A 23304-nucleotide genomic window follows, 5' to 3' on the forward strand; every position below is an offset into this window, starting at 1 on the left:
CGACGTTAAGGTGCGGGATGGGGATCGCTCGGCTCGTCTGTCGGCTGCTATCCGCAGATATCATGTTGACGGTCCCTCCACCCTGGCTCCTACATACCGCGTAGGAGCCGGGAGGAACATACAAGCCATGCTCGGCTGCTCTTCGCCCAGATGCTTGGGATGTTGTTCAACCCGGCGCGCGGTACTGCCCGGCGGAAATGAACTGCTCGAACCGTTCGCACCACACCACTACGGTGGTGTAATCGTCCACGTTGACGCTTTCAGGCACGTCCACCAGGAAACGGTTGAAGGTCTTCACCTCGCCGATGCGCTGGGCCTGTGCCTTGATCTTCAGGAAATCGGCCTTGTTGTCGACGAAGTCGCGCACGAGGTAGACCTTGTAGTCCGGCCCCGGGCCCATCTTGCCGTCGAACGCGACCTGGCGCGGGCTGACGCTGACCTTGCCGTCGGCCCAGTGCACGGCGTCGCTGCCCTTGAGGTCGCGACGGAAGGTGGTGTGGTAACGGGCGTCGCCCATCGCCGCCTGTACCTGCGCGACCGGCGGGTCGTCGGGAGCGATCAGGATCGGCAGCAGGTAGATGCCAAGGCCGAAGCCCAGGCCGAGGGCGAGCAGGTGGGTGACGACAAGTACGACAACACGGCGCATCGATGACTCCCTGTGGATCGGTGAGGCGCGCGGCAGAACCGCGCCGGGTCATCGTGTGGCGTGCGTGCAGACATTTATAGACACAGAAAACAGGTACAGGGTCAGAAATCGACCTGGCTCTGGCCGAGGGCGACACCCTGAGGGCCGAAGCGACGCTCGTGGATCTGCCCGTGCCCTTCGGCATCGATCAGCAGCACCGTGCTGGCGCGGGTGCCATAGTCGTCGCCGCGGATGAAGGCCGGGCTCAGCCAGCGCTCGCGTTCCAGTCCGATGCCGGTGTCGGGCAGGTCGCTGTCGGCGGGGCGATGTTCGTCCGCCAGGGCGGCCCAGAGCGGGGTCAGGTCCTCATCGCCGGCCTCGAACCAGGCTTCAAGCGCGGCCATCAGTCGTCGGGTCTTCGGCCAGGGTGCGTCCAGCGCGCCGTTGGACATGCCATGCACGCCCGGGCCCAGGCGCTGGCGCTCGGCAGGGTGGTTGCCCAGGTACTCCAGGCTGTCGCCATCGGCCAGCAACAGATTGAATGGGGCGTAGGCACCCGCCACCGTTGCCAGCCGCTCGATATGCACGGCGGCCGGGTCGCGGCCGCGCAGGAAGTCGGCCACCAGCGCACCCCGTGAAGGACCGGTCTGTGCGGCCAGCGGGTCGCGGACATTGGTGACCACAGCCATGCGTCCACCCGCACCGACGCCGGCCCAGCCGCCGCCGGAGCGCAGGTCGCGCCCCCCGATGACGGAGGTCTCATCTTGCCAGGGGGCCAGCGCCGCTGTCGGGCGGGCGTGGAACTCATCACGGTTGCCGGTCATCACCAGCCGCCAGCGCGGGTGGTGCATCCAACCAAGAGCGAGCAGGCACATGGCCTCATTGTGCACGGTTTGCGCAGTCTGGCGCCGCTTCCTGCCCGTCCCGGATGAATGCGCGAGCGATGTTTCACGCTCTGTCCACACCCCTGAACTTCCGTTCAATCTCAAAAATTGAGACGGATCAGCAACTTGTGGATAAGCCTTGAACAATTCTCTAAAGGTTGTTGCAAGCCATTGATGCGGCTGGCGATTTCCCCGCTGAAAAGTTGTTGACAACCCTTCGGCCGCTGCTAAGGTGGGCATCAGAGGGAAATCCGGGTGTTTTGTGGGTTTTCGTGGTTCAATGTTTCACCGGGCGAAGGATAGGTGCACGCGTCGTGTTCCAGGGCGAGACGGCCATCACAGTTGACGATAAAGGGCGCATGGCGGTTCCCACCGCTTACCGCGACCTCGTCGCGCGCGCCAGCAACAACCGTCTCGTGCTGACCTACAACCCGTTCGAAGCCGGCTGCCTGTGGCTGTATGCAGAGTCGGAATGGGAGCGGGTGCGCGACGACGTCATGTCCAAGCCCAACACCCAACGCGTCGTGCGCCTGTTGCAGCAGAAGCTGGTCGGCTCGGCCGCCCATCTGGAACTGGACGGCAACGGTCGCATCAGCATCCCCGCCAGCCACCGCGGTGCGGTGGGCATTGAAAAGAAGGCGGTATTGCTCGGTATGGGCGACAAGTTCGAATTGTGGAGCGAGCAGGCGCATCGGGCCCTGATCCAGCAGACGTTGTCTGACGAGGATCTGGGTGATGGGTTGCTCGACCTGAAGTTGTGAGCCGGGGTGCCCGGATGCGCCCAGAAGCGCAGACCGGTCACCTTCCGGTGTCGCAGTCGCCGGCGGTGCACCTGCCGGTCCTGTACACCCAGGTCCTTGAAGGCCTGAGGGTGATCGAAAACGGACGTTATCTGGATGGCACGTTCGGTCGTGGCGGTCATGCACGTGGCGTGCTCACCCAGCTCGGTCCCGAGGGGCGCCTGCTGGTCATGGACAAGGATCCGGAAGCCATCGCCGTTGCCGAGCGCGATTTCGCGCCGGACCCGCGCGTGTCCATCTTCCGTGGCAGCTTCGCCCAGCTGCTGCAGTGGGATGCGACGGCCGAAGGCCTGGACGGCGTGCTGTTCGACCTCGGCGTGTCGTCGCCGCAGCTGGACGTGGCCGAACGTGGCTTCAGCTTCGGCAAGGACGGCCCGCTGGACATGCGCATGGATCCGGACAGTGGTGAAAGCGCCGCGCAGTGGATCAACCGCGTGGAAGAGCGCGAGATCGCCGATGTGCTGTGGACCTACGGCGAAGAGCGCCAGAGCCGCCGCATCGCCCGTGCCATCGTGGCCCGCCGTGAGAAGCAGCCCTTCTCCCGCACCGCCGAACTGGCCGAGCTGATCGCCTCGGTGATGCCGCGTGGAAAAGACAAGATCCACCCGGCCACGCGCAGCTTCCAGGCCATCCGCATCCACATCAACCGCGAGCTGGCCGATCTGGAGGCCGGGTTGGATGCCGCCGTCGAACGGCTCAAGCCCGGTGGCCGCCTGGCGGTGATCAGCTTCCATTCGCTGGAAGACCGCATCGTCAAGCAGTACATGAACCGCCTGGCCAAGGCGCCGCCGGCCAACCGCCGCCTGCCCGAGGCGGTCGCGTTCGTGCCGACGCTGGACCTGATCGGCGGTGCCATCAAGGCCACCGACGAAGAGCTGGCCGCCAACCCGCGTGCCCGCAGCGCCGTGCTGCGCGTGGCGCAGAAGCGGGAGGCCGACGCATGAGCCGGTTGCTGCTGATCATCCTGCTGGCTTCCACCGTGGCCTCGGCGATCGGCGTCGTGTTCGTGCGTCATCGTCACCGGCAGACGTTCATCGAACTGTCGCGCGCCGAGCGCAAGCGCGATGACATCAACCTGGAGTTCGGTCGCCTGCAGCTGGAACAGGCCACCCTGGCCGAAGCCAACCGTGTCGATCGCATCGCCCGCGAGAAGCTCGGCATGAAGTTCCCCGAGGCCGCCGACATCGTGGTGGTGCGGCCATGAGCAAGACCGGCCGCAACCGCCCGCGCAACGCCTTCAACCTGCGCCAGCGCCTGCGCTGGGTCGCGCTGGCGCTCGGCCTGTGCTCGGTGTCGCTGGTCGGTCGTGCCGCCTACGTGCAGATCATCAACAGCGACTTCTACCAGCGCCAGGGCGAGGCCCGTTACCTGCGCGAGCTGCCGATCAAGACCTCGCGCGGCATGATCACCGACCGCAACGGCGAGCCGCTGGCGGTGTCCACCCCGGTCGCCTCGATCTGGGTCAATCCGCAGGACCTGCTGCGTTCGCCCGAGCGCATTCCGGAGCTGGCCCAGGCGGTCGGCATGTCTGTGGATGAGCTGAGCAGCCGCCTGTCGCAGAAGTCGGACAAGGAATTCATGTACCTGCGTCGCCGGATCAATCCGGACGAGGCAGAAAAGGTGGTCGCGCTGAAGATTCCGGGCGTGGCCGCGCAGCGCGAGTTCCGCCGCTTCTACCCGCAGGGTGAGGCGATGGCGCACGTGCTGGGCTTCACCAACATCGACGACCGCGGCCAGGAAGGCCTGGAGTTGGCGTTCGACGAATGGCTGCGCGGCAAGGCCGGTGCCAAGCGGGTGATCCGCAACCGCAAGGGCGAGACCGTCGAAAGCGATCTGCTGCGCGCCGCCGAACCGGGCAAGGACCTGACGCTCAGCATCGACCGCCGCATCCAGTACCTGGCGTTCAAGGAACTGCGCAACGCGCTGGTGGCCAACAAAGCGGCCGGCGGTTCGATGGTGATCATGGACGTGAACACCGGCGAGATCCTGGCCATGGTCAACCTGCCCACCTACAACCCGAATTCGCTGACCGGGGCGCTGCCCGATGCGCGCCGCAACCGTGCGGTGACCGACCTGGTCGAGCCGGGTTCGACGATGAAGCCGTTGACGATTGCCACGGCGCTGCAGGCTGGTGCGGTGACCAAGGACACCATCATCGATACCAACCCGGGTTACATGCAGGTGGCCCGCTTCACCATCCGCGACGTGCCGCGCAACAACGGCGTGCTGAACGTGACCGGCGTGATCACCCGCAGTTCCAACATCGGCGCGGCCAAGGTCGCGGCAAAGATGCCGGACCAGGTGTTCTATGACGGCGTGCGCCGTTTCGGCTACGGCTCGGTGCCGCACAGCGGGTTCCCGGGTGAATCCGGTGGCGTGGTGCGGCGCCCGGCCAACTGGGACGGTGCCACCAAGACCACCATGTCCTACGGCTACGGCCTGAACGTGACACCGCTGCAGATCGCCACCGCCTACTCGGCGCTGGCCAATGGCGGCAAGTTGATCGCGCCGACCTTCGTCAAGGGCCAGCGCAACGAAGCGCATCAGATCATCGACGAGAGCGTCGCCAGGCAGGTGGTGGCGATGATGGAAACGGTGGTCACCCAGGGCGGCGCCAAGCAGGCAGCAGTGCTGGGTTACCGCGTAGCCGGCAAGACCGGTACCGCGCGCAAGACCGGCCCGGGTGGTTACGAGCGTGGCCATTACAACGCGCTGTTTGCCGGTGTGGTGCCGGCCACCAACCCGCGCTTCGCCACCGTCATCGTCATCAACGATCCGCAGGCCGGCAAGTTCTACGGCGGCCTGGTGTCGGCGCCGGTCTATCACAACGTGATGGAAGGCACACTGCGCCTGATGGACGTGCCGCTGGATGACCTGCAGTCGTGGCTGGCCGCACAGCAGTCGGGCAAGGTCGGCCACTCGGCCTCGATCCTGCCCGCACCGCCGGCCGAGACCGCGCTGCCGGTGGATGCCGCCGCTGAATTCGATGCTGCGTTGCCGAGCGCGCACGCCCAGACGCCCCCCGTTACGGGAGGCACGCAATGAGTCCTTCGATGTTGCTTTCGCAGTTGCTTCCCGACGTGGCCCTGGCGGGCCATGATCCCGTTCTGACCGGCCTGGCGCTGGACAGCCGCGCCGTGCGTCCCGGCAATGCCTTCGTCGCCATCGCCGGTTTCGGCGCGCATGGCCTGAACTTTGTCGAGCAGGCCCGCGCGGCCGGTGCCAGCGCCATCCTGTTCGAGCCCCCGGCACCGGCCGAACTGCCGGCGCCAGCCGATGCGATCGCCGTGCCGGGCCTGCGCGCACGCATGGGTGCGATGGCCGACCAGTTCCATGGCGCGCCGTCGCGGGCGATGGCGATGGTGGGCGTGACCGGCACCAACGGCAAGACTTCCACCGTGCAGCTGCTGGCCCAGGCCTGGCACCTGCTCGGAACGCCCAGTGGCAGTATCGGCACGTTGGGCGCCGGACTTTATGGTGCGGTCGAGCCGACCGGTTTCACCACGCCGCTGGTGCTGCAGATGCATGCGCTGCTGGCACAGCTGCGCGACGCCGGTGCGCGCGCGGTGGCGATGGAGGTCAGCTCGCACGCGCTGGACCAGGGTCGCGTCGATGCCGTGCACTACGACGTGGCGGTGTTCACCAACCTCACCCGTGATCATCTGGATTACCACGGCGACATGGCCAGCTACGGCGCGGCCAAGGCGCGGCTGTTCCATCGTCCGGGCCTGAAGGCTGCGGTGATGAATCTTGACGACGCCTTCGGCCGCCAGCTGTTTGCCGGCCTGCCGGCGGGCGTGCAGCCGATCGGACTGAGCTCGCGTGGTGCCAGCGATGCCAGCGTGCGCGCCGAAGCGCTGCAGCTGGATGGTCGTGGCATTGCGTTTGAACTGGTCATCGACGGCCAGCGCGCGGCCGTGCATTCGCCGCTGCTGGGCCGCTTCAACGTGGACAACCTGCTGGCCGTGGCCGGTACCCTGCATGCACAGGGCCAGCCGCTGCCGCGCATCGCTGAAGTGCTGTCGGCGCTGCAGCCGATCCGCGGCCGCATGAACCGCCTCGGCGGCGAGAATGGCCTGCCGACCGTGGTGGTCGACTATGCACATACCCCGGACGCGCTGGAACAAGCGCTGGGCAGCCTGCATGGTCACCTGCAGGGTACGCTGTTCTGCGTGTTCGGCTGCGGCGGCGAGCGTGACACCGGCAAGCGTCCGCAGATGGCCGCGATCGCCGAGCGCCTGGCCAGCCAGGTCATCGTCACCGACGACAATCCGCGTGGCGAAGACGGTGACGTGATCGTCGCCGACATCCTGGCCGGCTTCCAGAATGCCGATGCCGTGACCGTGCAGCGCAGTCGCGCGCGTGCGATCGGCCTGGCGGTGAAGCGTGCCGGTGCCGGCGACATCATCCTGATTGCTGGCAAGGGCCACGAGCCGTACCAGGAAGTGAACGGTGTGCGCCATGACTTCGACGACACCGAGGTGGCTGCCGCTGCACTGGCGGCCAAGGCCGGTGTACTAGAGGCGCAGGCCGGGGAGGGTGCCGCGTGAAGCGCACTCTGCTTTCGCTGATCGCCCACTGGGCCGGCGGTGAGATCCACGGCGACGACGTGGCCATCGACGCGGTCAGCAATGACACCCGCAGCCTCGGTCCGGGCAGCCTGTATGTGGCGCTGCGCGGCGAGCGCTTCGACGGCCATGACTTTGCCGCCGACGCACAGGTGCGCGGTGCCAGCGCGCTGCTGGTCGAGCGCCTGCTGCCGGTCGAGCTGCCGCAGGTGCTGGTGGCCGACAGCGAGCTTGCACTGGCGAAGATCGCCACCGGCATGCAGCGTGACCGCGGCACCGAGGTGTTCGCGATCACCGGCAGCAACGGCAAGACCAGCGTGAAGAGCCTGCTGCTGTCGATCCTTCAGCAGGTGGCCCAGCACGCCCACAAGGTGGTCTACGCCAACCCGGGCAACCGCAACAACGAGATCGGCCTGCCGCTGGCGGTGATCGATGCGCCGGAAGATGCCGACTACGCCGTCTACGAGATGGGCGCCGGCAAGCCGGGTGATATCGCCTACCTGACCGAAATCGCCCGCCCGCGCTATGCCCTGGTCAACAACATCGCCCCGGCACACCTGGAACGCATGGGCAGCCTGCTTGGCGTGGCGGTGACCAAGGGCGCAATCTATGCCGCACTGCCGGCCGATGGCGTGGCGGTGATCAACGCCGACGATGCCTACGGCCGCTGGTTCGAACAGCATTTCGTCGGTACCCCGGCACGCTGCCGCGTGCTGCGCTACGGCCTGGAACATACTGCTGATGTGACCGCGCGCGACATCCGCGCAGGTGCGCAGGGCAGCCAGTTCACCCTGGTCTCGCCGGCCGGCGAGGCTCGCGTGGTGCTCGGCCTGCCGGGTCGCCACAACGTCAGCAATGCGCTGGCTGCCGCCAGCCTGGCGCTGGCCGCCGGTGTCGACCTGGCGCTGATCGCGACCGGCCTGGCCGAAGCGCAGCCGGTGCCGGGCCGCCAGATTGCCCATCAGCTGCGCAATGGCGCGGTGCTGGTGGACGACAGCTACAACGCCAACCCCGGTTCGCTGGCTGCGGCCATCGACGCCCTGGCCGCCGCGCCGGAAGAGGGCTGGCTGGTGCTGGGCGACATGCGTGAGCTGGGTCCGGACGCCGGAGCGCTGCACGCTCAGGCCGGCATCCGTGCACGCGCCGCCGGCCTGAAGCGGCTGTATGCACTGGGTCCGCTCAGTGCCGCCGCTGCGGCCGCCTTCGGTGAAGGAGGACGCCATTTCGATACCCATGGTGCGCTGTCGCAGGCGCTGCAGGACGAGTTGCACGCTGGTGTGCGCTGCCTGGTCAAGGGTTCCCGTGGCAGTGCCATGGACCTGATCGTCAAAGCGCTGCTGGCGCAAGGAGAGGAATCCCCGCATGTTGTATGAACTGGCTCGATGGTTGCAGCAGTTGGAGAGCCTGTTCGGGCTGTTCAACTACCAGACGTTCCGCGCCATCCTTGCCGCGCTGACGGCCCTGTTCCTGTCGCTGTGGCTCGGCCCGGCGATGATCCGCAAGCTTGCCCAGTTCAAGGGCGGCCAGCCGATCCGCAAGGACGGTCCGCAGACCCATTTCTCCAAGGCCGGTACGCCGACCATGGGTGGCTCGCTGATCCTGCTGACCGTCACCCTGTCGGTGCTGATGTGGGCCGACCTGCGCAACCGCTACGTGTGGCTGGTGCTGGCAGTGATGCTGTGCTTCGGTGCCATCGGCTGGTATGACGACTGGATCAAGATCGTCCGCCGCGACCCGAACGGGCTGAAGTCGCGCTGGAAGTACCTGCTGCAGTCGATCTTCGGCCTGGCCGCCGGCCTGTTCCTGTTCCATACAGCCGACGTGCCGGCAGCGCTGACCTTCTACATCCCGATGTTCAAGTCGGTGGCGCTGCCGCTGGCCGGCATCGGCTTCGTGGCCATCGCCTACTTCTGGATCGTCGGCTTCTCCAATGCGGTGAACCTGACCGACGGCCTGGATGGGCTGGCGATCATGCCGACCGTGCTGGTGGCCTGCGCGCTGGGCGTGTTCGCCTACGCCTCGGGCAACGTAGTGTTCGCCAACTACCTGCAGATCCCGCAGATCCCGGGGGCCGGCGAACTGGTCATCATCTGCGCGGCCATCGCCGGCGCGGGCCTGGGCTTCCTGTGGTTCAACACCTATCCGGCCATGGTGTTCATGGGCGACATCGGCGCGCTGGCGCTGGGCGCGGTGCTGGGCACCATCGCGGTGATCACCCGCCAGGAGCTGGTGCTGGTGATCATGGGCGGCGTGTTCGTCATCGAGACGCTGTCGGTGATGATCCAGGTGGCCTCGTTCAAGCTGACCGGCAAGCGCGTGTTCCGCATGGCGCCGATCCACCACCATTTCGAACTGAAGGGCTGGCCGGAGCCGCGCGTGATCGTGCGCTTCTGGATAATCTCCGTCGTGCTCGTGCTGATCGGCCTGGCCACGTTGAAGGTGCGCTGAGATGAACGACCTGTCCCGCCAGGCAACACGCCTTGAAGCCATCGAAGGCAGCTACGACAAGTGGCTGCTGGGCGCGATCATCGCGCTCACCGGCATTGGCGTGGTGATGGTGGCGTCCAGCTCGATCGCGCTGATGAGCAGCCCGTTCTACTACCTCAACCGCCACCTGATCTTCCTGGCGGTGGGTATCGTGCTGGCGGTGCTTGCCGCCCGTACCGAGCTGAAGTCCATCGAGCAGTACAACCAGATGCTGCTGCTGGGCTGCTTCGTGCTGCTGCTGGCGGTGTTCGCACCGGGCCTGGGCAGCACGGTCAACGGTGCGCGCCGCTGGATCAACCTGGGCATCTCCAAGTTCCAGACGGTCGAGGCGGTGAAAGTGCTCTACATCGTCTGGCTGTCCAGCTACCTGGTGCGCTTCCGCGACGAGGTCAACGCGACCTGGCCGGCGATGCTCAAGCCGCTGGGCGTGGCCGGTGCGCTGGTGGTGCTGTTGCTGCTGCAGCCGGACTTCGGCTCGTCCACCCTGCTGCTGGCGATCACCGCCGGCATGCTGGTATTGGGCGGGGTGAACATGCCGCGCATGTCGATGCCGGTGATCATCGGCCTGGTCGGCATGAGCGCGCTGGCGATCATCGAGCCGTACCGCATGCGCCGCATCACCTCCTTCCTGGACCCGTGGGCCGACCAGCAGGGCGACGGCTACCAGCTGTCCAACGCGCTGATGGCGGTGGGCCGTGGCGAGTGGACCGGCGTCGGCCTGGGCAACTCGGTGCAGAAGCTGTACTACCTGCCCGAAGCGCATACCGACTTCATCTTCTCGGTCACCGCCGAGGAATTCGGCTTCCTGGGCACCTGCGTGATCGTGGCCCTGTACGCGCTGCTGGTCGGCCGGACCTTCTGGCTGGGCATGCGCTGCGTGGAAATGAAGCGCCACTTCTCTGGCTACATCGCCTTCGGCATCGGCCTGTGGATCAGCATGCAGACCTTCGTCTCGATCGGCGTGAACCTGGGCATCCTGCCGACCAAGGGACTGACTCTGCCGCTGATTTCCTCCGGCGGTTCGTCGGTGCTGATGACCTGCGTTGCGATGGGCCTGTTGCTGCGCGTGTCCTATGAACTCAAGCGTGCCGAGCGCCGCCAGGCCGTGCGCATCGGTGGTGCCGAAGACGCAGCTGCTGAGCCGGTGGGCGAGCCAGCCGTGCAGGTGGCCGCCAGCGCGCCGATCAGCGCCGGGGCGAGGGCCGCAGCTCCAGCAAACGCCGCGCGCGGCACCAGCCGCCTTCAGTCGCGTATCGAACCGACCTTCGGGAGGCTGTCATGAGCGCGGCCACCGATAGCGTGCGCCCGGTGATGATCCTGGCCGGTGGCACCGGCGGTCACATCTTTCCCGGCCTGGCTGTGGCCCGCGTGCTGCGCGAGCGCGGCGTGCCGGTGACCTGGATGGGCGCCGACGGCGCGATGGAAACGCGACTGGTGCCGCAGCACGACATTCCAATCGACACGCTGGCCATCACCGGCCTGCGCGGCAAGGGCAAGCTGGCCCTGCTGGGCGCGCCGTGGCGGCTGATGCGCGCGCTGCGCGCTGCCGGCATGATCATCCGCAAGCGCCAGCCGCGTGCGGTGGTCGCCTTCGGTGGCTTTGCCTCCGGCCCCGGTGGCATGGCCACCCGCCTGCACGGCCTCCCGCTGCTGGTGCACGAACAGAATCGCGCGCCCGGCATGACCAACCGCATCCTGTCGCGCTATGCGCGCCGCCTCCTCACCGGCTTCCCGGGTACCTTCGCCGAGCGTGAGGAGTTCGTCGGCAATCCGGTGCGCGCAGAGATCGCCGCCACCGCACCGCCGGAACAGCGCTTCGCCGACCGCCACGGACCGCTGCGCGTGCTGGTGGTTGGCGGCAGCCAGGGCGCGCGTGCACTGAACACCGGCGTGCCGCAGGCGATCGCCGCACTCGGCCCCGGCATTCCGGTACAGGTGCGCCACCAGAGTGGCGAGAAAATGCACGCCGAAGCGGTGGAGGCGTATGCAAAGGCCGGCGTGCTGGCCGACATCACGCCGTTCATCGCCGACATGGCCGAGGCCTTCGCCTGGGCCGACCTGGTGGTGTGCCGCGCGGGCGCTTCGACGCTGGCCGAGCTGTGCGCGGTCGGTGTCGGCAGTGTGCTGGTGCCATTCCCCGCTGCCGTCGACGATCACCAGACCCGCAATGCGGAGTATCTGGTCGAGCGCGGTGCTGCGGTTTTGCTGAAGCAGGACGGAACGCTGGCCGACGGCATTGCCGCACTGCTGCGCGATCTGTCCGAAAATCCCGCCCGCCGCATGCAGATGGCGCAAGCCGCGCGTGCCCTGGCCAAGGTCGATGCCGCCGAGCGCATCGCCGATATCATTCTTGAGGAAGCTGTATGAAGAAGGCATGCCACCGCGCCTGCCCTGCGCGAGGCCGCGCATGATCCGTCGCCTGCACGACACCAACGACCTGGTGCGCGCGTTCCCGCGCGTGCATTTCGTCGGCATCGGCGGCACCGGCATGAGCGGTATCGCCGAAGTGATGCTGACGCTGGGCTATGAGGTGTCCGGCTCGGACAACGCCGACAACGTGGCAACCCGTCGGCTGGCCAGCCTGGGTGCGCGCATCATGCGCGGCCACTCGGCAGCCAACGTACTGGGCACCGACTGCGTGGTGGTCTCCAGTGCCATCCGCGAAGACAACCCGGAACTGATGGAAGCGCGCAGCCAGCGCATTCCGATCATGCCGCGTGCGGCGATGCTGGCCGAGCTGATGCGCTTCCGCCGCGGCATCGCCGTGGCCGGTACCCATGGCAAGACCACCACCACCAGCCTGACTGCTGCGGTGCTGAGCGAAGGTGGCCTGGACCCGACGTTCGTGATCGGTGGCCAGCTGCTGGCGGCCGGTGCCAACGCCAAGCTGGGCGGAGGCCAGTGGCTGGTGGCCGAGGCCGACGAAAGCGATGGCAGCTTCCTGCGCCTGAACCCGCTGATGTCGATCATCACCAACATTGATGCCGACCATCTGGAAAACTACGGCAACGACTTTGCCCGCGTGCAGGCGGCGTTCGCCGAATTCCTGCAGCGCCTGCCGTTCTACGGCTTGGCCGTGCTGTGCATCGATGACCCGGAAGTGGCCGCGCTGGCCGCCAAAACCCCGCGTCACGTGATGAGCTACGGCATGAGCCCGCAGGCCGACGTGCGCGCCGAGAACGTGGTGCAGGAAGGGCCGCGCATGCGCTTCACCCTGCGCCTGCCGCAGGGCACCAGCCAGGAAGTGGTGCTGGCGCTGCCGGGCAGGCACAACGTGCTCAACGCGCTGGCCGCCGCCGCAGTGGGCTGGCAGCTGGGCGTGGCGCCGGATGCCATCGCGCGTGCGTTGGAGAGCTTCGCCGGTGTCGGCCGTCGCTTCAACGATCTGGGCGAAGTGACCACCGCCAGTGGTGCCAAGGTCCGTATCATCGATGACTACGGCCATCACCCGAGCGAGCTGGAGGCCGTGTTCGCCGCGGCCCGCGGTGGCTGGGCTGACAAGCGCCTGGTGGTGGCCTTCCAGCCGCACCGCTACAGCCGCACCCGTGACCAGTTCGACAAGTTCGCTGCGGTGCTGTCCAGTGTCGACGCACTGGTACTGAGCGAGGTCTACCCGGCCGGTGAGGAACCGATTGCCGGTGCCGACTCGCATGCGCTGGCCCGCGCCATCCGCGCCCGCGGTCGCAGCGAGCCGGTGGTGGTGGGCAAGGCTGCCGAACTGGCCAGCGTGCTGCCGGACGTGCTGCAGGACGGTGACCTGCTGCTGATGATGGGGGCGGGCGATATTGGCGCCGTGGCCACCCACATCGCGGTGGAAGGCTTCAAGGGGGAGGGCGAGGCGTGAGCACGCTGACCTTCCCGCCGCTGCGCGTGACCGACCCGGCCGTGTTCGGTCGCGTCGCCGTGCTGCTCGGTGGCACTTCCAGCGAACGCGAGGTGTCGCTGGATTCCGGCCGCAACGTACTGGAAGCACTGCAGTCGCGCGGTGTCGATGCGTTCGCGGTGGACGGCATTCCGGCGCTGGCCAAGGCGCTGGCTGCCGGCGGCATCGACCGTGTGTTCAACATCCTGCACGGCCACAACGGTGGTGGTGAGGACGGCATCGTGCAGGGCCTGATGGACGCCTTCGGCGTGCCGTACACCGGCTCGGACGTGCTGGGCTCTGCGCTGAGCATGGACAAGATCCGTACCAAGCAGGTGTGGTTGTCGCTGGGCCTGCCGACCCCGCAATACCGCAAGGTCGACGCATCGAACGTGCATGCACTGGCGGCCGAGCTGGGCCTGCCGGTGGTGGTCAAGCCGGCCAACGAAGGCTCCAGCGTGGGCATCAGCCGGGTCACCGACGAGGCTGGCCTGGACGAGGCCGTGACCCTGGCCGCGCGCTACGACGGCCAGTTGCTGATGGAGCAGATGGTGGTGGGCGATGAGCTGACCGTGGCCATCCTCGGCGACGTTGCCCTGCCGTCGATCCGCATCGTGCCCAAGGGCCAGTGGTACGACTACAACGCCAAGTACATCGCCGAGGACACCCAGTACCTCTGCCCGGGCCTGGAGGGTGGCGACGAAGCGGAAATCCGCCGCATCGCGCTGGCCGCGTTCCGCGCGGCCGGCTGCCGTGGTTGGGGCCGCGTGGACGTGATGCGCGACCGCAGCAGCGGCCGCTTCTTCCTGCTGGAAGTGAATACCGCGCCGGGCATGACCAGCCATTCGCTGGTACCCAAGGCGGCCCGCCAGGCCGGCATCGGTTTCGAGGAACTGGTGTGGCGCGTGCTGGAACAGACCCTGGAGGCTTCGCACGCATGAACGCGGTGCTGCGCATCTTCGTCTGGCTGTTGGCGCTGTCGGTGGTTGCACTGCCGGTGGTGGCCGTGGTCAATGGCTGGGTCGGCGCCGAGCGCTGGCCGCTGGCGAAGCTGCGCGTGCATGGCGAGTTCAAGCGGGTACCGGCCGAGCAGCTGCAGCAGGTGCTGCTGCCGTATGCGCGCGCCGGCTTCTTCGCGGTCAAGCTGCAGGACGCGCAGGACGCACTGGAAAAACTGCCGTGGGTGGAAAGCGCGCGGGTGCGCAAGCAGTGGCCGGACGTGCTGGAAGTGACCCTGGTCGAGCACAAGCCGTTCGCGCGCTGGGGCAACGACCGCCTGGTTTCCGAGCAGGGCAAGTTGTTCCCCACGCCGAAGAAGCTGGCCGACCTGGCGTTGCCCGAACTGGACGGCCCGGACAGCCAGACCGAAGAAGTGATGAAGCTGTACAGCGACTCGCGTGCGTTGTTCGCACCGGCCGGCGTCGATGTGCGCCGGGTAACGATGGATGCACGCGGCAGCTGGTCGCTGGTGCTGAGCAACGGCACCGAAGTGGTGGTCGGCCGTGACGATGCGCGCTCGCGCCTGCAGCGCTTCGTCAAGGTACTGCCACAGCTCAACCGCCAGGACGCGCCGATCGAGCGCGCCGACCTCCGCTACACCAATGGTTTCACGCTGAGCTGGGGTACCCCGGCCACGCCGGCGAAAACGCCGGCGACCCCAGTCAGCAGGACGCAGGAAAGGACATGAATCGCAAGGGTGACAAATCGCTGATCGTTGGCCTGGACATCGGCACCTCCAAGGTGGTGGCGCTGGTGGGCGAGTATTCGCCGGGCAACCCGATCGAAGTGATCGGCATCGGCTCGCACGAATCGCGCGGGTTGAAGCGCGGCGTGGTGGTGGACATCGAATCGACCGTGCAGTCGATCCAGCGCGCGGTGGAAGAAGCCGAGCTGATGGCCGGCTGCGAGATCCGCTCGGTGTACGCCTCGATCTCCGGCAACCACGTGCAGTGCAAGAACTCGCCCGGCATCGTGCCGATCCGCGACGGGGAAGTGACCTGGGGCGACCTGGATCGCGTGCTCGATGCGGCCAAGGCGGTGGCGATTCCGGCCGACCAGAAGATCCTGCACGCGATCCCGCGCGAGTACGTGCTGGACGATTCGCAGGAAGGCATCCGCAACCCGGTCGGCATGACCGGCGTGCGCCTGGAGGTGCATGCGCACCTGGTGGTGTGCGCGCAGTCGGCCGCGGCCAACATCAGCAAGTGCGTGCAGCGCTGTGGCCTGCAGGTGGACGACCTGGTGCTGTCCTCGCTGGCCTCCAGCGTGGCGGTGCTGACCGCTGACGAACGCGAGCTGGGCGTGGTGCTGGTCGACATGGGCGCCGGCACCACCGACATCGCGGTGTTCGTGCAGGGCGCGATCTGCCACACGGCCTCGCTGCCGATCGCCGGCGACCACGTCACCAACGATATCGCGCACATGCTGCGCACGCCCACCCCGGAAGCCGAGCAGATCAAGGTGCGCTACGCCTGCGCCCTGGCCCAGCTGGCCACCGCCGAGGAAAGCATCCAGGTGCCGTCCGTGGGCGACCGTCCACCGCGCCGCATGCCGCGCCATTCGCTGGCGCAGGCGGTGCAGGGCCGCTACGAGGAGATCTTCGAGATGGTGCAGGCCGAACTGCGCCGCTCCGGCTTCGAGGAACTGGTGCGCGCCGGCATGGTGCTGACCGGTGGCGCCTCGAAGATGGAGGGCGTGGTCGAACTGGCCGAGGAAATGCTGCAGATGCCGGTGCGCGTGGGCATCCCGCAGCACGTCACCGGCCTGGGCGAAGTGGTGGGCAACCCGGTGCACGCCACCGGCGTGGGCCTGCTGCTGATGGGCAGCCAGATCGAGCACCCGCGGCGGCCATCGCTGCCGACCGGGCGCGCTGGAAGCATGTTCAAGAAACTCAAGACCTGGTTCCGCGGCGAGTTCTGACGCGGAACCCGCAACTCCGGGCCCGGCCCGGCGCAACACCCGCAGTACCCGCATCACAACGCAACAACGCAACAACGCAATACACAACCCACACAGCCGCAACGGCAACATGACACGCGAAGGCAGGAGGCCCGACCGTCCATGCCACCGACAAGCGGATACAACGAGGACACGGACATGGCGCATTTTGAACTGATCGAAAAGATGGCACCCAATGCGGTGATCAAGGTGGTTGGCGTGGGCGGCGGCGGCGGCAATGCCGTGGCGCACATGGTCAACTCGGCGGTGGACGGCGTGGAATTCATCACCGCCAACACCGACTCGCAGGCCATCAAGAATTGTGGTGCCAAGCTGCAGCTGCAGCTGGGTACCAACGTGACCAAGGGCCTGGGCGCAGGCGCGAACCCGGAAGTCGGCCGCCAGGCCGCGCTGGAAGACCGTGAGCGCATCATGGACGCGCTGCAGGGCGCGGACATGGTGTTCATCACCGCCGGCATGGGCGGCGGCACCGGCACCGGCGCTGCGCCGGTGGTGGCACAGCTGGCCAAGGAAATGGGCATCCTGACCGTGGCCGTGGTCACCAAGCCGTTCCCGTTCGAAGGCCGTCGCCGCATGCAGGTGGCGCTGAAGGGCATCGAGGAACTGAGCCAGCACTGCGACTCGCTGATCACCATCCCGAACGAGAAGCTGATCACCGTGCTGGGTCGCAACGCGACCATGATCCAGGCCTTCCGCGCCGCCAACGACGTGCTGCAGGGCGCCGTGCAGGGCATCGCCGACCTGATCGTGCGTCCGGGCCTGATCAACGTCGACTTCGCCGACGTGCGTACCGTCATGTCCGAAATGGGGCTGGCGATGATGGGCACCGGCACCGCTCGTGGCGATGACCGCGCCCAGGCCGCCGCCGAAGCCGCCATCCAGAACCCGCTGCTGGACGATGTGAACCTGGCCGGTGCCAACGGCATCCTGGTCAACATCACCGCCGGCGCCGACTTCACCATGGCCGAGTTCGACGAGATCGGCCGCACCATCGATGGCTTCGCTTCCGAAGACGCCACCGTGGTGGTCGGTACCGTGCTGGATCCGGACATGCAGGACGAAGTGCGCGTGACCGTGGTCGCTACCGGCCTGAACCGCGTTTCGGCCAGCAAGACCCAGCGTCCGGGCGAGCGTGCGCCGATCAAGCTGGTCCGCAATGCCACGACTGGCCAGCCGGAGTTCGGCGACTTCGACAACGGTGGCGACGCCGTGTCCAAGGCCGTCGGCGGCATGGGCCTGGGCCTGCGTCGCGCCAGCAGCGATACCGCGGCCGCTTCGGCCCCGTCGGCGCCGTCCTCCTCGGCCCCGGCTGCGGCGGAACTGCCGAACGACTACCTGGACATCCCGGCGTTCCTGCGCCGCCAGGCGGACTGAGCGGGGCGGCCCGGGGTTGTCCTCCCCGGGTAGCGCCACCATGTCCTGAAAACGCGGGCGCCGGGCCAGGATGGGCCCGGCCGCCCTGCTTCACGCGCGTCCTGCCGGCGTTTCAGCCGGGGTAGGGGAGCGTGCGTGTTAATCTAATGTGTCACTTCCGGTCCATCCCCCATGATCCAGCAACGCACCCTCAAGAACACGATCCGCGCCACCGGCGTTGGCCTGCACAGCGGCGACAAGGTCTACATGACCCTGCGCCCGGCACCGGTCAACCATGGCATCGTGTTCCGCCGCGTGGACCTGGACCCGGTGGTGGAAGTGCCGGCCAAGGCCGAGCTGGTCACCGAAGTGACCCTGTGTACCGGCCTGACCTGCAACGACGCCAAGATCCAGACCGTCGAACACCTGATGTCGGCGCTGGCTGGCCTGGGTGTGGACAACATCATCGTCGAACTGTCCTCGGCCGAGCTGCCGATCATGGACGGTTCGGCCGGCCCGTTCGTGTTCCTGCTGCAGTCGGCAGGCATCGTGGAACAGGATGCGCCCAAGCGCTTCATCCGCGTGCTGAAGACCGTGGAAGTGACCGAGGGCGACAAGGTGGCCCGCTTCACCCCGTACGAGGGTTACAAGCTGGGCTTCACCATCCAGTTCGACCACCCGATGATCCCGGCCAAGCAGTCGCGCCAGGAAATCGAGTTCTCGACGCTGGCCTACACCAAGGAAATCTCCCGCGCGCGCACCTTCGGTTTCATGCGCGACCTGGAATACATGCGCGAGCGCAACCTGGGCCTGGGCGGTTCGATGGACAACGCCATCGTGCTGGACGAGTTCCGCGTGCTCAACGAAGACGGCCTGCGCTACGCCGACGAATTCGTGCGCCACAAGATCCTCGATGCGATCGGCGACCTCTACCTGGCCGGTGGCCAGGTGCTGGGCGCTTACGAGGGCTTCAAATCCGGCCACGCGCTCAACAACAAGCTGGTGCGGGCGCTGATGGCCGACGCCACTGCCTGGGAATGGGTCAGCTTCGACTCGCCTGCCACCCCGGGTCCGGTCGAATACGCCACTCCGGCCTATGCCTGATTCCGTAGGCCGTTGAATTTAAAGATAAAAACGCCGCCACCCAAGGCGGCGTTGTTGTTTCCGGCGAAGACGACGCATTCAGTGTGCTTGAAAAGGCATCAAGGCCGGTTCGAGGTCACGGTTTTGTGAACCTGTTGGATCCGAAGCCTGAATTTAACGCCGTTTTAACAACAATCTAACGACAGGCCCCTGGATGGCCGCTAGGATGCGACCCGGCCCCCGAAATGTTTCACGCCGTGGTGACACGCGCGACGGGGAGCGGAGCCGGATGCTCCGTTGCCATCATGACCGTTTCTTCGGTTTGGAAGGAACGTCCTGCAGGCAAGCCAAGGCGTCGCGTAGCCCTTTGTGCGTGGCGGCTGAAACTGCGTGGGGTCCATTCCGGTTGTCGAGCGCTGGGGAGCGGGTGGGAGTGGGAGACGCAGTCTTGATGGTCACCTTGGTGGCCTTCAGCCCGATGGAACGGGCCGCGTCGAGCAACTGGGCTTCGGCAAGCCGCAACTTGGCATGCCAGACCGGGGATTCGACGAGAAAAACGAGGTGTTCCCCGTCCACATTGGCCAGCCGGCAGCGGCTGCGCAGAGGTGGCGGCAACTGGGGGCGCAACTGTCGGTCCAGCGCGTCGAGCCACAGGGCACGCCGCAGCGGGTTCCCGCTTTTGTCCGCCATTACCGCATCCAGCGCCGGTTTCGGTGCCGACGCGGGGCGAACGCTGGATTTCGGCTCAGACATGAAAACTCACTGATGGCATTCAAAAAGATCGTAATCAAAACGCGTGAAGGACAGGCCAAATCGTCGCCGATCACGCGTTTGCGGTTCTATTTCGAGGACCGCCCCCGCGCCCTGCTGGGCAGCGTGCTCGGGGTAGGCTGCATTATCGGCCTTGCTGGCGGCATTGGCGTCAGCGCGCTGAATGATTCCCGGCTGCAGGCCAAGGTCGAGCGCCAGGATGCGGAGCTGGCCAAGGTCAAGCGCGATGCGCAGACCCAGGTCAACGCGCTGGCGGCCCGTCTCGGCGAGCTGCAGGCCCAGGCCACCCGCCTCAACGCGCTCGGCGAACGGCTGACCCAGATGGGCAAGCTGGAGGATGGCGAGTTCGACTTCAACGAGACCCCCGGTCTCGGTGACGGTGACGCAGGCGGTCCGACCAGCGACATCCCGGTCAAGGACGTCAACGCCGACTTACAGGTGCTGGAGCAGCGCTTCGCTGCTTCAGGCCGCCAGTTGTCGGTGATGGAGTCGCTGATGTTCGACCACCAGCTGCAGCAGAACGCCGTGCCTTCGCGCATGCCGATCCGCAACAGCTACGTGACCTCCGGCTTCGGCACCCGTGCCGACCCGTTCGGCCGAGGCGCCGCCACCCACAAGGGCATGGACTTCCACGCCAAGGTCGGTGACCCGGTGATGGCCGTGGCCGAAGGCGTGGTCAGCTTCGCCGGCGTGAAGGGGGGCTACGGCAACGTGGTCGACGTCGACCACGGAAATGGCTACGTCACCCGCTACGCGCACAATTCCCGCCTGGTGGTGAAGGCCGGCGACCTGGTCCGTGCCGGCCAGGAAGTGGCCAAGGCCGGTTCCACCGGTCGTTCGACCGGCGCCCACGTGCACTTCGAGGTGTGGGAGAACGGCAACGTGGTCAACCCGCGCAAATTCCTCGGCGACGGCGGCAACACGCCGGTCGGCCGCGTCAGCCGCGGCTGATCCCGGGTCGGATCCCTTCCGCGCCGCGGGAGGGCTCTGGCCCCGTATCCGTGTTTCTTTGCCGAATCCGGGGCGATTGCGACCGGATTGGCGCTTGAAACCTCAGCCGCCCGTCCCAAGCTACAATGGGTGTTGCCATCGACAGGGCGCCAGGCGCCCTGTTTCGTTTGCGGCGGACGGATCCCCAGGGGGAGGCCGGGCGTCGTGTCCATCCAACCCGGTTCCTTCAATGATCAACAGCCTGCTTACCCGCGTATTTGGCAGTCGTAACGAACGACAGCTGCGCCAGCTCAACCGCATCGTCGCCAAGATCAATGCGCTGGAGCCGGAGATCGAGAAGCTTTCCGACGAGCAGCTTCAGGCCAAGACGCCGGAGTTCAAGCAGCGCATTGCCGGTGGTGAAGCCCTGGACAAGGTGCTGCCGGAAGCGTTCGCGGTGTGCCGCGAAGCCGGCCGCCGCGTGCTGGGCATGCGCCATTACGATGTGCAGCTGATCGGCGGCATGGTGCTTCACCTGGGCAAGATCGCAGAAATGCGTACCGGTGAAGGCAAGACCCTGGTGGCGACCCTGCCGGTGTACCTCAACGCGCTGGAAGGCAAGGGCGTGCACGTGGTCACCGTGAACGACTACCTGGCCCGCCGCGACGCCGCGCAGATGGGCAAGCTGTACAACTGGCTGGGCCTGAGCGTGGGCGTGGTGTATCCGGGCATGCCGCACAGCGACAAGCGCGAAGCCTACGCTGCGGATATCACCTACGGCACCAACAACGAATTCGGTTTCGACTACCTGCGCGACAACATGGCGCTGTCCAAGGCCGACCGCTACCAGCGCGGCCTGCACTACGCCATCGTCGACGAAGTCGACTCCATCCTGATCGACGAAGCGCGTACTCCGCTGATCATCTCCGGTCCGGCCGACGATTCCCCGGAGCTGTACATCCGTGTCAACCGCGTCGTGCCGCACCTGGTCAAGCAGGAGAGCGAGGACGGCGAAGGTGATTTCTGGGTCGATGAGAAGGGCAAGCAGGTGCACCTGTCCGAAGCGGGCATGGAGCACGCCGAGCAGCTGTTGGTGGAAGCCGGCATCCTCAACGGCGAAACCGAAGGCCTGTACGCGGCGCAGAACCTGACCGTGGTCCACCATCTCAACGCCGCCCTGCGCGCGCACGCGATCTACCAGCGTGACGTGGACTACATCGTGCGCGACGGCGAAGTGGTCATCGTCGATGAGTTCACCGGGCGTACCCTGGCTGGCCGCCGCTGGTCCGATGGCCTGCACCAGGCGGTGGAAGCGAAGGAAGGCGTGCCGGTCCAGCGCGAGAACCAGACGCTGGCGAGCATCACCTTCCAGAACCTGTTCCGCATGTACAAGAAGCTGTCCGGCATGACCGGCACGGCCGATACCGAAGCCTTCGAGTTCCAGAGCATCTACGGCCTGGAAGTGGTGGTGATCCCGACCAACCGCCCGACCATCCGCAAGGACAGCCCGGACCAGGTGTTCCTCAACCGCAAGGGCAAGTTCAATGCGGTGCTGGCCGACATCGAAGAGTGCGCCAAGCGCGGCCAGCCGGTGCTGGTCGGTACCACCTCGATTGAAACTTCGGAAATGCTGTCCGAGCACCTGAGCAAGGCCGGTGTGAAGCACGAAGTGCTCAATGCCAAGCAGCACGACCGCGAAGCGACCATCGTCGCCAACGCCGGCCGTCCGGGCGCGGTGACCATCGCCACCAACATGGCCGGCCGTGGTACCGACATCGTGCTGGGCGGTTCGCTGGAAGCAGAGCTCCACGCGCTGGGCGAGGACGCGACCGACGAGCAGAAAGCCGCGGTCAAGGCCGACTGGCAGAAGCGCCACGAGGCAGTGAAGGCGGCGGGCGGCCTGCACATCGTCGGCACCGAGCGCCATGAGTCGCGCCGTATCGACAACCAGCTGCGTGGCCGTTCCGGCCGCCAGGGTGACCCGGGTTCGTCCCGCTTCTACCTCGCATTGGAAGACAATCTTCTCCGGGTGTTTGGGGGAGAGCGTGTGCAGAAGATGATGCGCATGATGGGGATGAAGGAAGAGGACGTCATCGAGGATCGATTGGTCACTCGAATGATCGAAAAATCGCAGCGCAAGGTTGAAGCCCACAACTTTGACATCCGCAAGAACCTGCTGGACTTCGACGACGTCAACAACGACCAGCGCAAGGTGATCTACGCCCAGCGCGACGAGCTGCTGGACGCCGAGTCGGTGAAGGACAACGTCGACGGCATCCGCGACGACGTGATCTTCGACGTGGTGGCCCGCTTCGTGCCGCCGAACTCGATCGACGAGCAGTGGGACCTGCGTGGCCTGGAAGCGACACTGGAGTCGGACTTCGGTCTGCAGATGTCGCTGACTGACCTGGTCAAGCAGCATGAGGAACTGGATGCCGAGGCCATCGCCAGCAAGGTCCAGGAGCGCGTCAACCAGCACTTCGCCGAGAAGGAAGCCAGCCTGGGCGAAGAGACCATGCGCGCGCTGGAGAAGCACGTGATGCTGACCGTGCTGGACCAGAGCTGGAAGGAGCACCTGGCGCGCATGGATTACCTGCGCCAGGGCATCTACCTGCGTGGTTACGCGCAGAAGCAGCCCAAGCAGGAATACAAGAAGGAAGCCTTCGAGCTGTTCTCGGACATGCTGGAGAACGTCAAGCGCGAAGTGGTGACCCTGCTGGCCCGCGTGCGTATCCGCAGCGACGAGGAAGTGCAGGCGCTGGAAGCGGCCGAGCGCCAGCAGGTCGAAGCCCGCCTGAGCCAGTCGCAGTTCCAGCACCAGGACGTGGGCGGCTACAGCGCCGACGAGGAAGCCGCGCAGGTGCAGGCTGCCCAGCAGGGCGTGGCGCAGATGCAGCGCGACGAGCCGAAGATCGGCCGCAACGATCCGTGCCCGTGCGGCAGTGGCAAGAAGTACAAGCACTGCCACGGCCAGCTGAGCTGA

19 protein-coding genes and 1 pseudogene are annotated in these 23304 nt (G+C 66.6%); 17 read left to right on the forward strand and 3 right to left on the reverse strand.

Annotation, left to right across the window (positions count from 1 at the left end):
• Positions 1-166: 166 nt before the first annotated feature.
• Positions 167-646, reverse strand: coding sequence for a DM13 domain-containing protein (locus VG543_RS15365; protein WP_423178772.1), 480 nt, complete (start codon positions 644-646; stop codon positions 167-169).
• A 101-nt stretch (positions 647-747) separates the two neighbouring features.
• On the reverse strand, positions 748-1500 hold the full coding sequence (locus VG543_RS15370; protein WP_312543534.1) for an NRDE family protein: 753 nt from the start codon (positions 1498-1500) through the stop codon (positions 748-750).
• Positions 1501-1823: 323 nt separating this feature from the next.
• Between VG543_RS15370 and mraZ the strand changes: the two genes are divergently transcribed.
• The 15 genes and pseudogenes from mraZ to lpxC all read left to right on the forward strand — a co-directional run bounded on the left by mraZ (position 1824) and on the right by lpxC (position 18641).
• A complete protein-coding gene (mraZ, locus tag VG543_RS15375; RefSeq protein ID WP_004143635.1) occupies positions 1824-2270 on the forward strand; it encodes a division/cell wall cluster transcriptional repressor MraZ in 447 nt (148 codons plus the stop codon).
• 14 nt (positions 2271-2284) lie between these two features.
• Complete coding sequence (gene rsmH / locus VG543_RS15380; RefSeq protein WP_012479154.1) at positions 2285-3253, forward strand: 16S rRNA (cytosine(1402)-N(4))-methyltransferase RsmH; 969 nt, start codon at positions 2285-2287, stop codon at positions 3251-3253.
• On the forward strand, positions 3250-3513 hold the full coding sequence (gene ftsL / locus VG543_RS15385; protein ID WP_005412242.1) for a cell division protein FtsL: 264 nt from the start codon (positions 3250-3252) through the stop codon (positions 3511-3513). Before rsmH ends, ftsL begins: the two co-directional genes overlap by 4 nt.
• A complete protein-coding gene (locus VG543_RS15390; protein ID WP_019661067.1) occupies positions 3510-5354 on the forward strand; it encodes a peptidoglycan D,D-transpeptidase FtsI family protein in 1845 nt (614 codons plus the stop codon). Before ftsL ends, VG543_RS15390 begins: the two co-directional genes overlap by 4 nt.
• The gene (locus tag VG543_RS15395; protein WP_423178771.1) at positions 5351-6859 is read left to right on the forward strand and encodes a UDP-N-acetylmuramoyl-L-alanyl-D-glutamate--2,6-diaminopimelate ligase; all 1509 of its coding nucleotides are present in this window, start codon (positions 5351-5353) and stop codon (positions 6857-6859) included. The genes VG543_RS15390 and VG543_RS15395 overlap by 4 nt, the downstream gene beginning before the upstream one ends.
• Positions 6856-8250 carry a UDP-N-acetylmuramoyl-tripeptide--D-alanyl-D-alanine ligase gene (locus VG543_RS15400; RefSeq protein WP_423178769.1) on the forward strand — a complete coding sequence of 465 codons (1395 nt, stop codon included), beginning with the start codon at positions 6856-6858 and terminating at the stop codon, positions 8248-8250. The genes VG543_RS15395 and VG543_RS15400 overlap by 4 nt, the downstream gene beginning before the upstream one ends.
• Complete coding sequence (gene mraY / locus VG543_RS15405) at positions 8240-9325, forward strand: phospho-N-acetylmuramoyl-pentapeptide-transferase (protein ID WP_019661070.1); 1086 nt, start codon at positions 8240-8242, stop codon at positions 9323-9325. Before VG543_RS15400 ends, mraY begins: the two co-directional genes overlap by 11 nt.
• Before the next feature lies 1 nt (position 9326).
• Positions 9327-10646 carry a putative lipid II flippase FtsW gene (gene ftsW / locus VG543_RS15410; protein ID WP_423178768.1) on the forward strand — a complete coding sequence of 440 codons (1320 nt, stop codon included), beginning with the start codon at positions 9327-9329 and terminating at the stop codon, positions 10644-10646.
• Positions 10643-11731 (forward strand): undecaprenyldiphospho-muramoylpentapeptide beta-N-acetylglucosaminyltransferase, encoded by a 1089-nt coding sequence (gene murG / locus VG543_RS15415; protein WP_155028955.1) that lies wholly within the window; start codon positions 10643-10645, stop codon positions 11729-11731. The genes ftsW and murG overlap by 4 nt, the downstream gene beginning before the upstream one ends.
• 40 nt (positions 11732-11771) lie before the next feature.
• A complete protein-coding gene (murC, locus tag VG543_RS15420; protein ID WP_019661073.1) occupies positions 11772-13208 on the forward strand; it encodes a UDP-N-acetylmuramate--L-alanine ligase in 1437 nt (478 codons plus the stop codon).
• Positions 13205-14167 carry a D-alanine--D-alanine ligase gene (locus VG543_RS15425; RefSeq protein ID WP_021203431.1) on the forward strand — a complete coding sequence of 321 codons (963 nt, stop codon included), beginning with the start codon at positions 13205-13207 and terminating at the stop codon, positions 14165-14167. Before murC ends, VG543_RS15425 begins: the two co-directional genes overlap by 4 nt.
• Positions 14164-14841: pseudogene (locus VG543_RS15430) on the forward strand (cell division protein FtsQ/DivIB); the annotation flags it as partial. The gene VG543_RS15425 and the pseudogene VG543_RS15430, both read left to right, overlap by 4 nt.
• Positions 14842-14909: 68 nt before the next feature.
• Positions 14910-16145 carry a cell division protein FtsA gene (gene ftsA, locus VG543_RS15435; RefSeq protein WP_005408083.1) on the forward strand — a complete coding sequence of 412 codons (1236 nt, stop codon included), beginning with the start codon at positions 14910-14912 and terminating at the stop codon, positions 16143-16145.
• Positions 16146-16322: 177 nt separating this feature from the next.
• Positions 16323-17558, forward strand: coding sequence for a cell division protein FtsZ (gene ftsZ / locus VG543_RS15440; RefSeq protein ID WP_058980418.1), 1236 nt, complete (start codon positions 16323-16325; stop codon positions 17556-17558).
• 171 nt (positions 17559-17729) lie between these two features.
• The gene (gene lpxC, locus VG543_RS15445) at positions 17730-18641 is read left to right on the forward strand and encodes a UDP-3-O-acyl-N-acetylglucosamine deacetylase (RefSeq protein WP_019661076.1); all 912 of its coding nucleotides are present in this window, start codon (positions 17730-17732) and stop codon (positions 18639-18641) included.
• Between the two features lie 282 nt (positions 18642-18923).
• On the opposite strand, the gene VG543_RS15450 is transcribed toward lpxC, so the two are convergent.
• Positions 18924-19373, reverse strand: a complete 450-nt coding sequence (locus tag VG543_RS15450; RefSeq protein ID WP_026347140.1) for a DUF721 domain-containing protein — start codon at positions 19371-19373, stop codon at positions 18924-18926.
• Between the two features lie 12 nt (positions 19374-19385).
• Between VG543_RS15450 and VG543_RS15455 the strand changes: the two genes are divergently transcribed.
• Together VG543_RS15455 and secA are read left to right on the forward strand one after the other, a co-directional pair.
• The gene (locus tag VG543_RS15455) at positions 19386-20342 is read left to right on the forward strand and encodes a M23 family metallopeptidase (protein ID WP_019661077.1); all 957 of its coding nucleotides are present in this window, start codon (positions 19386-19388) and stop codon (positions 20340-20342) included.
• Positions 20343-20571: 229 nt separating this feature from the next.
• Positions 20572-23304, forward strand: a complete 2733-nt coding sequence (gene secA / locus VG543_RS15460; protein ID WP_423178767.1) for a preprotein translocase subunit SecA — start codon at positions 20572-20574, stop codon at positions 23302-23304.

Origin of the sequence: Stenotrophomonas sp. CASM101 (assembly GCF_049384845.1) — a bacterium.
GTDB classification, from domain to species: Bacteria; Pseudomonadota; Gammaproteobacteria; order Xanthomonadales; family Xanthomonadaceae; genus Stenotrophomonas; species Stenotrophomonas hibiscicola.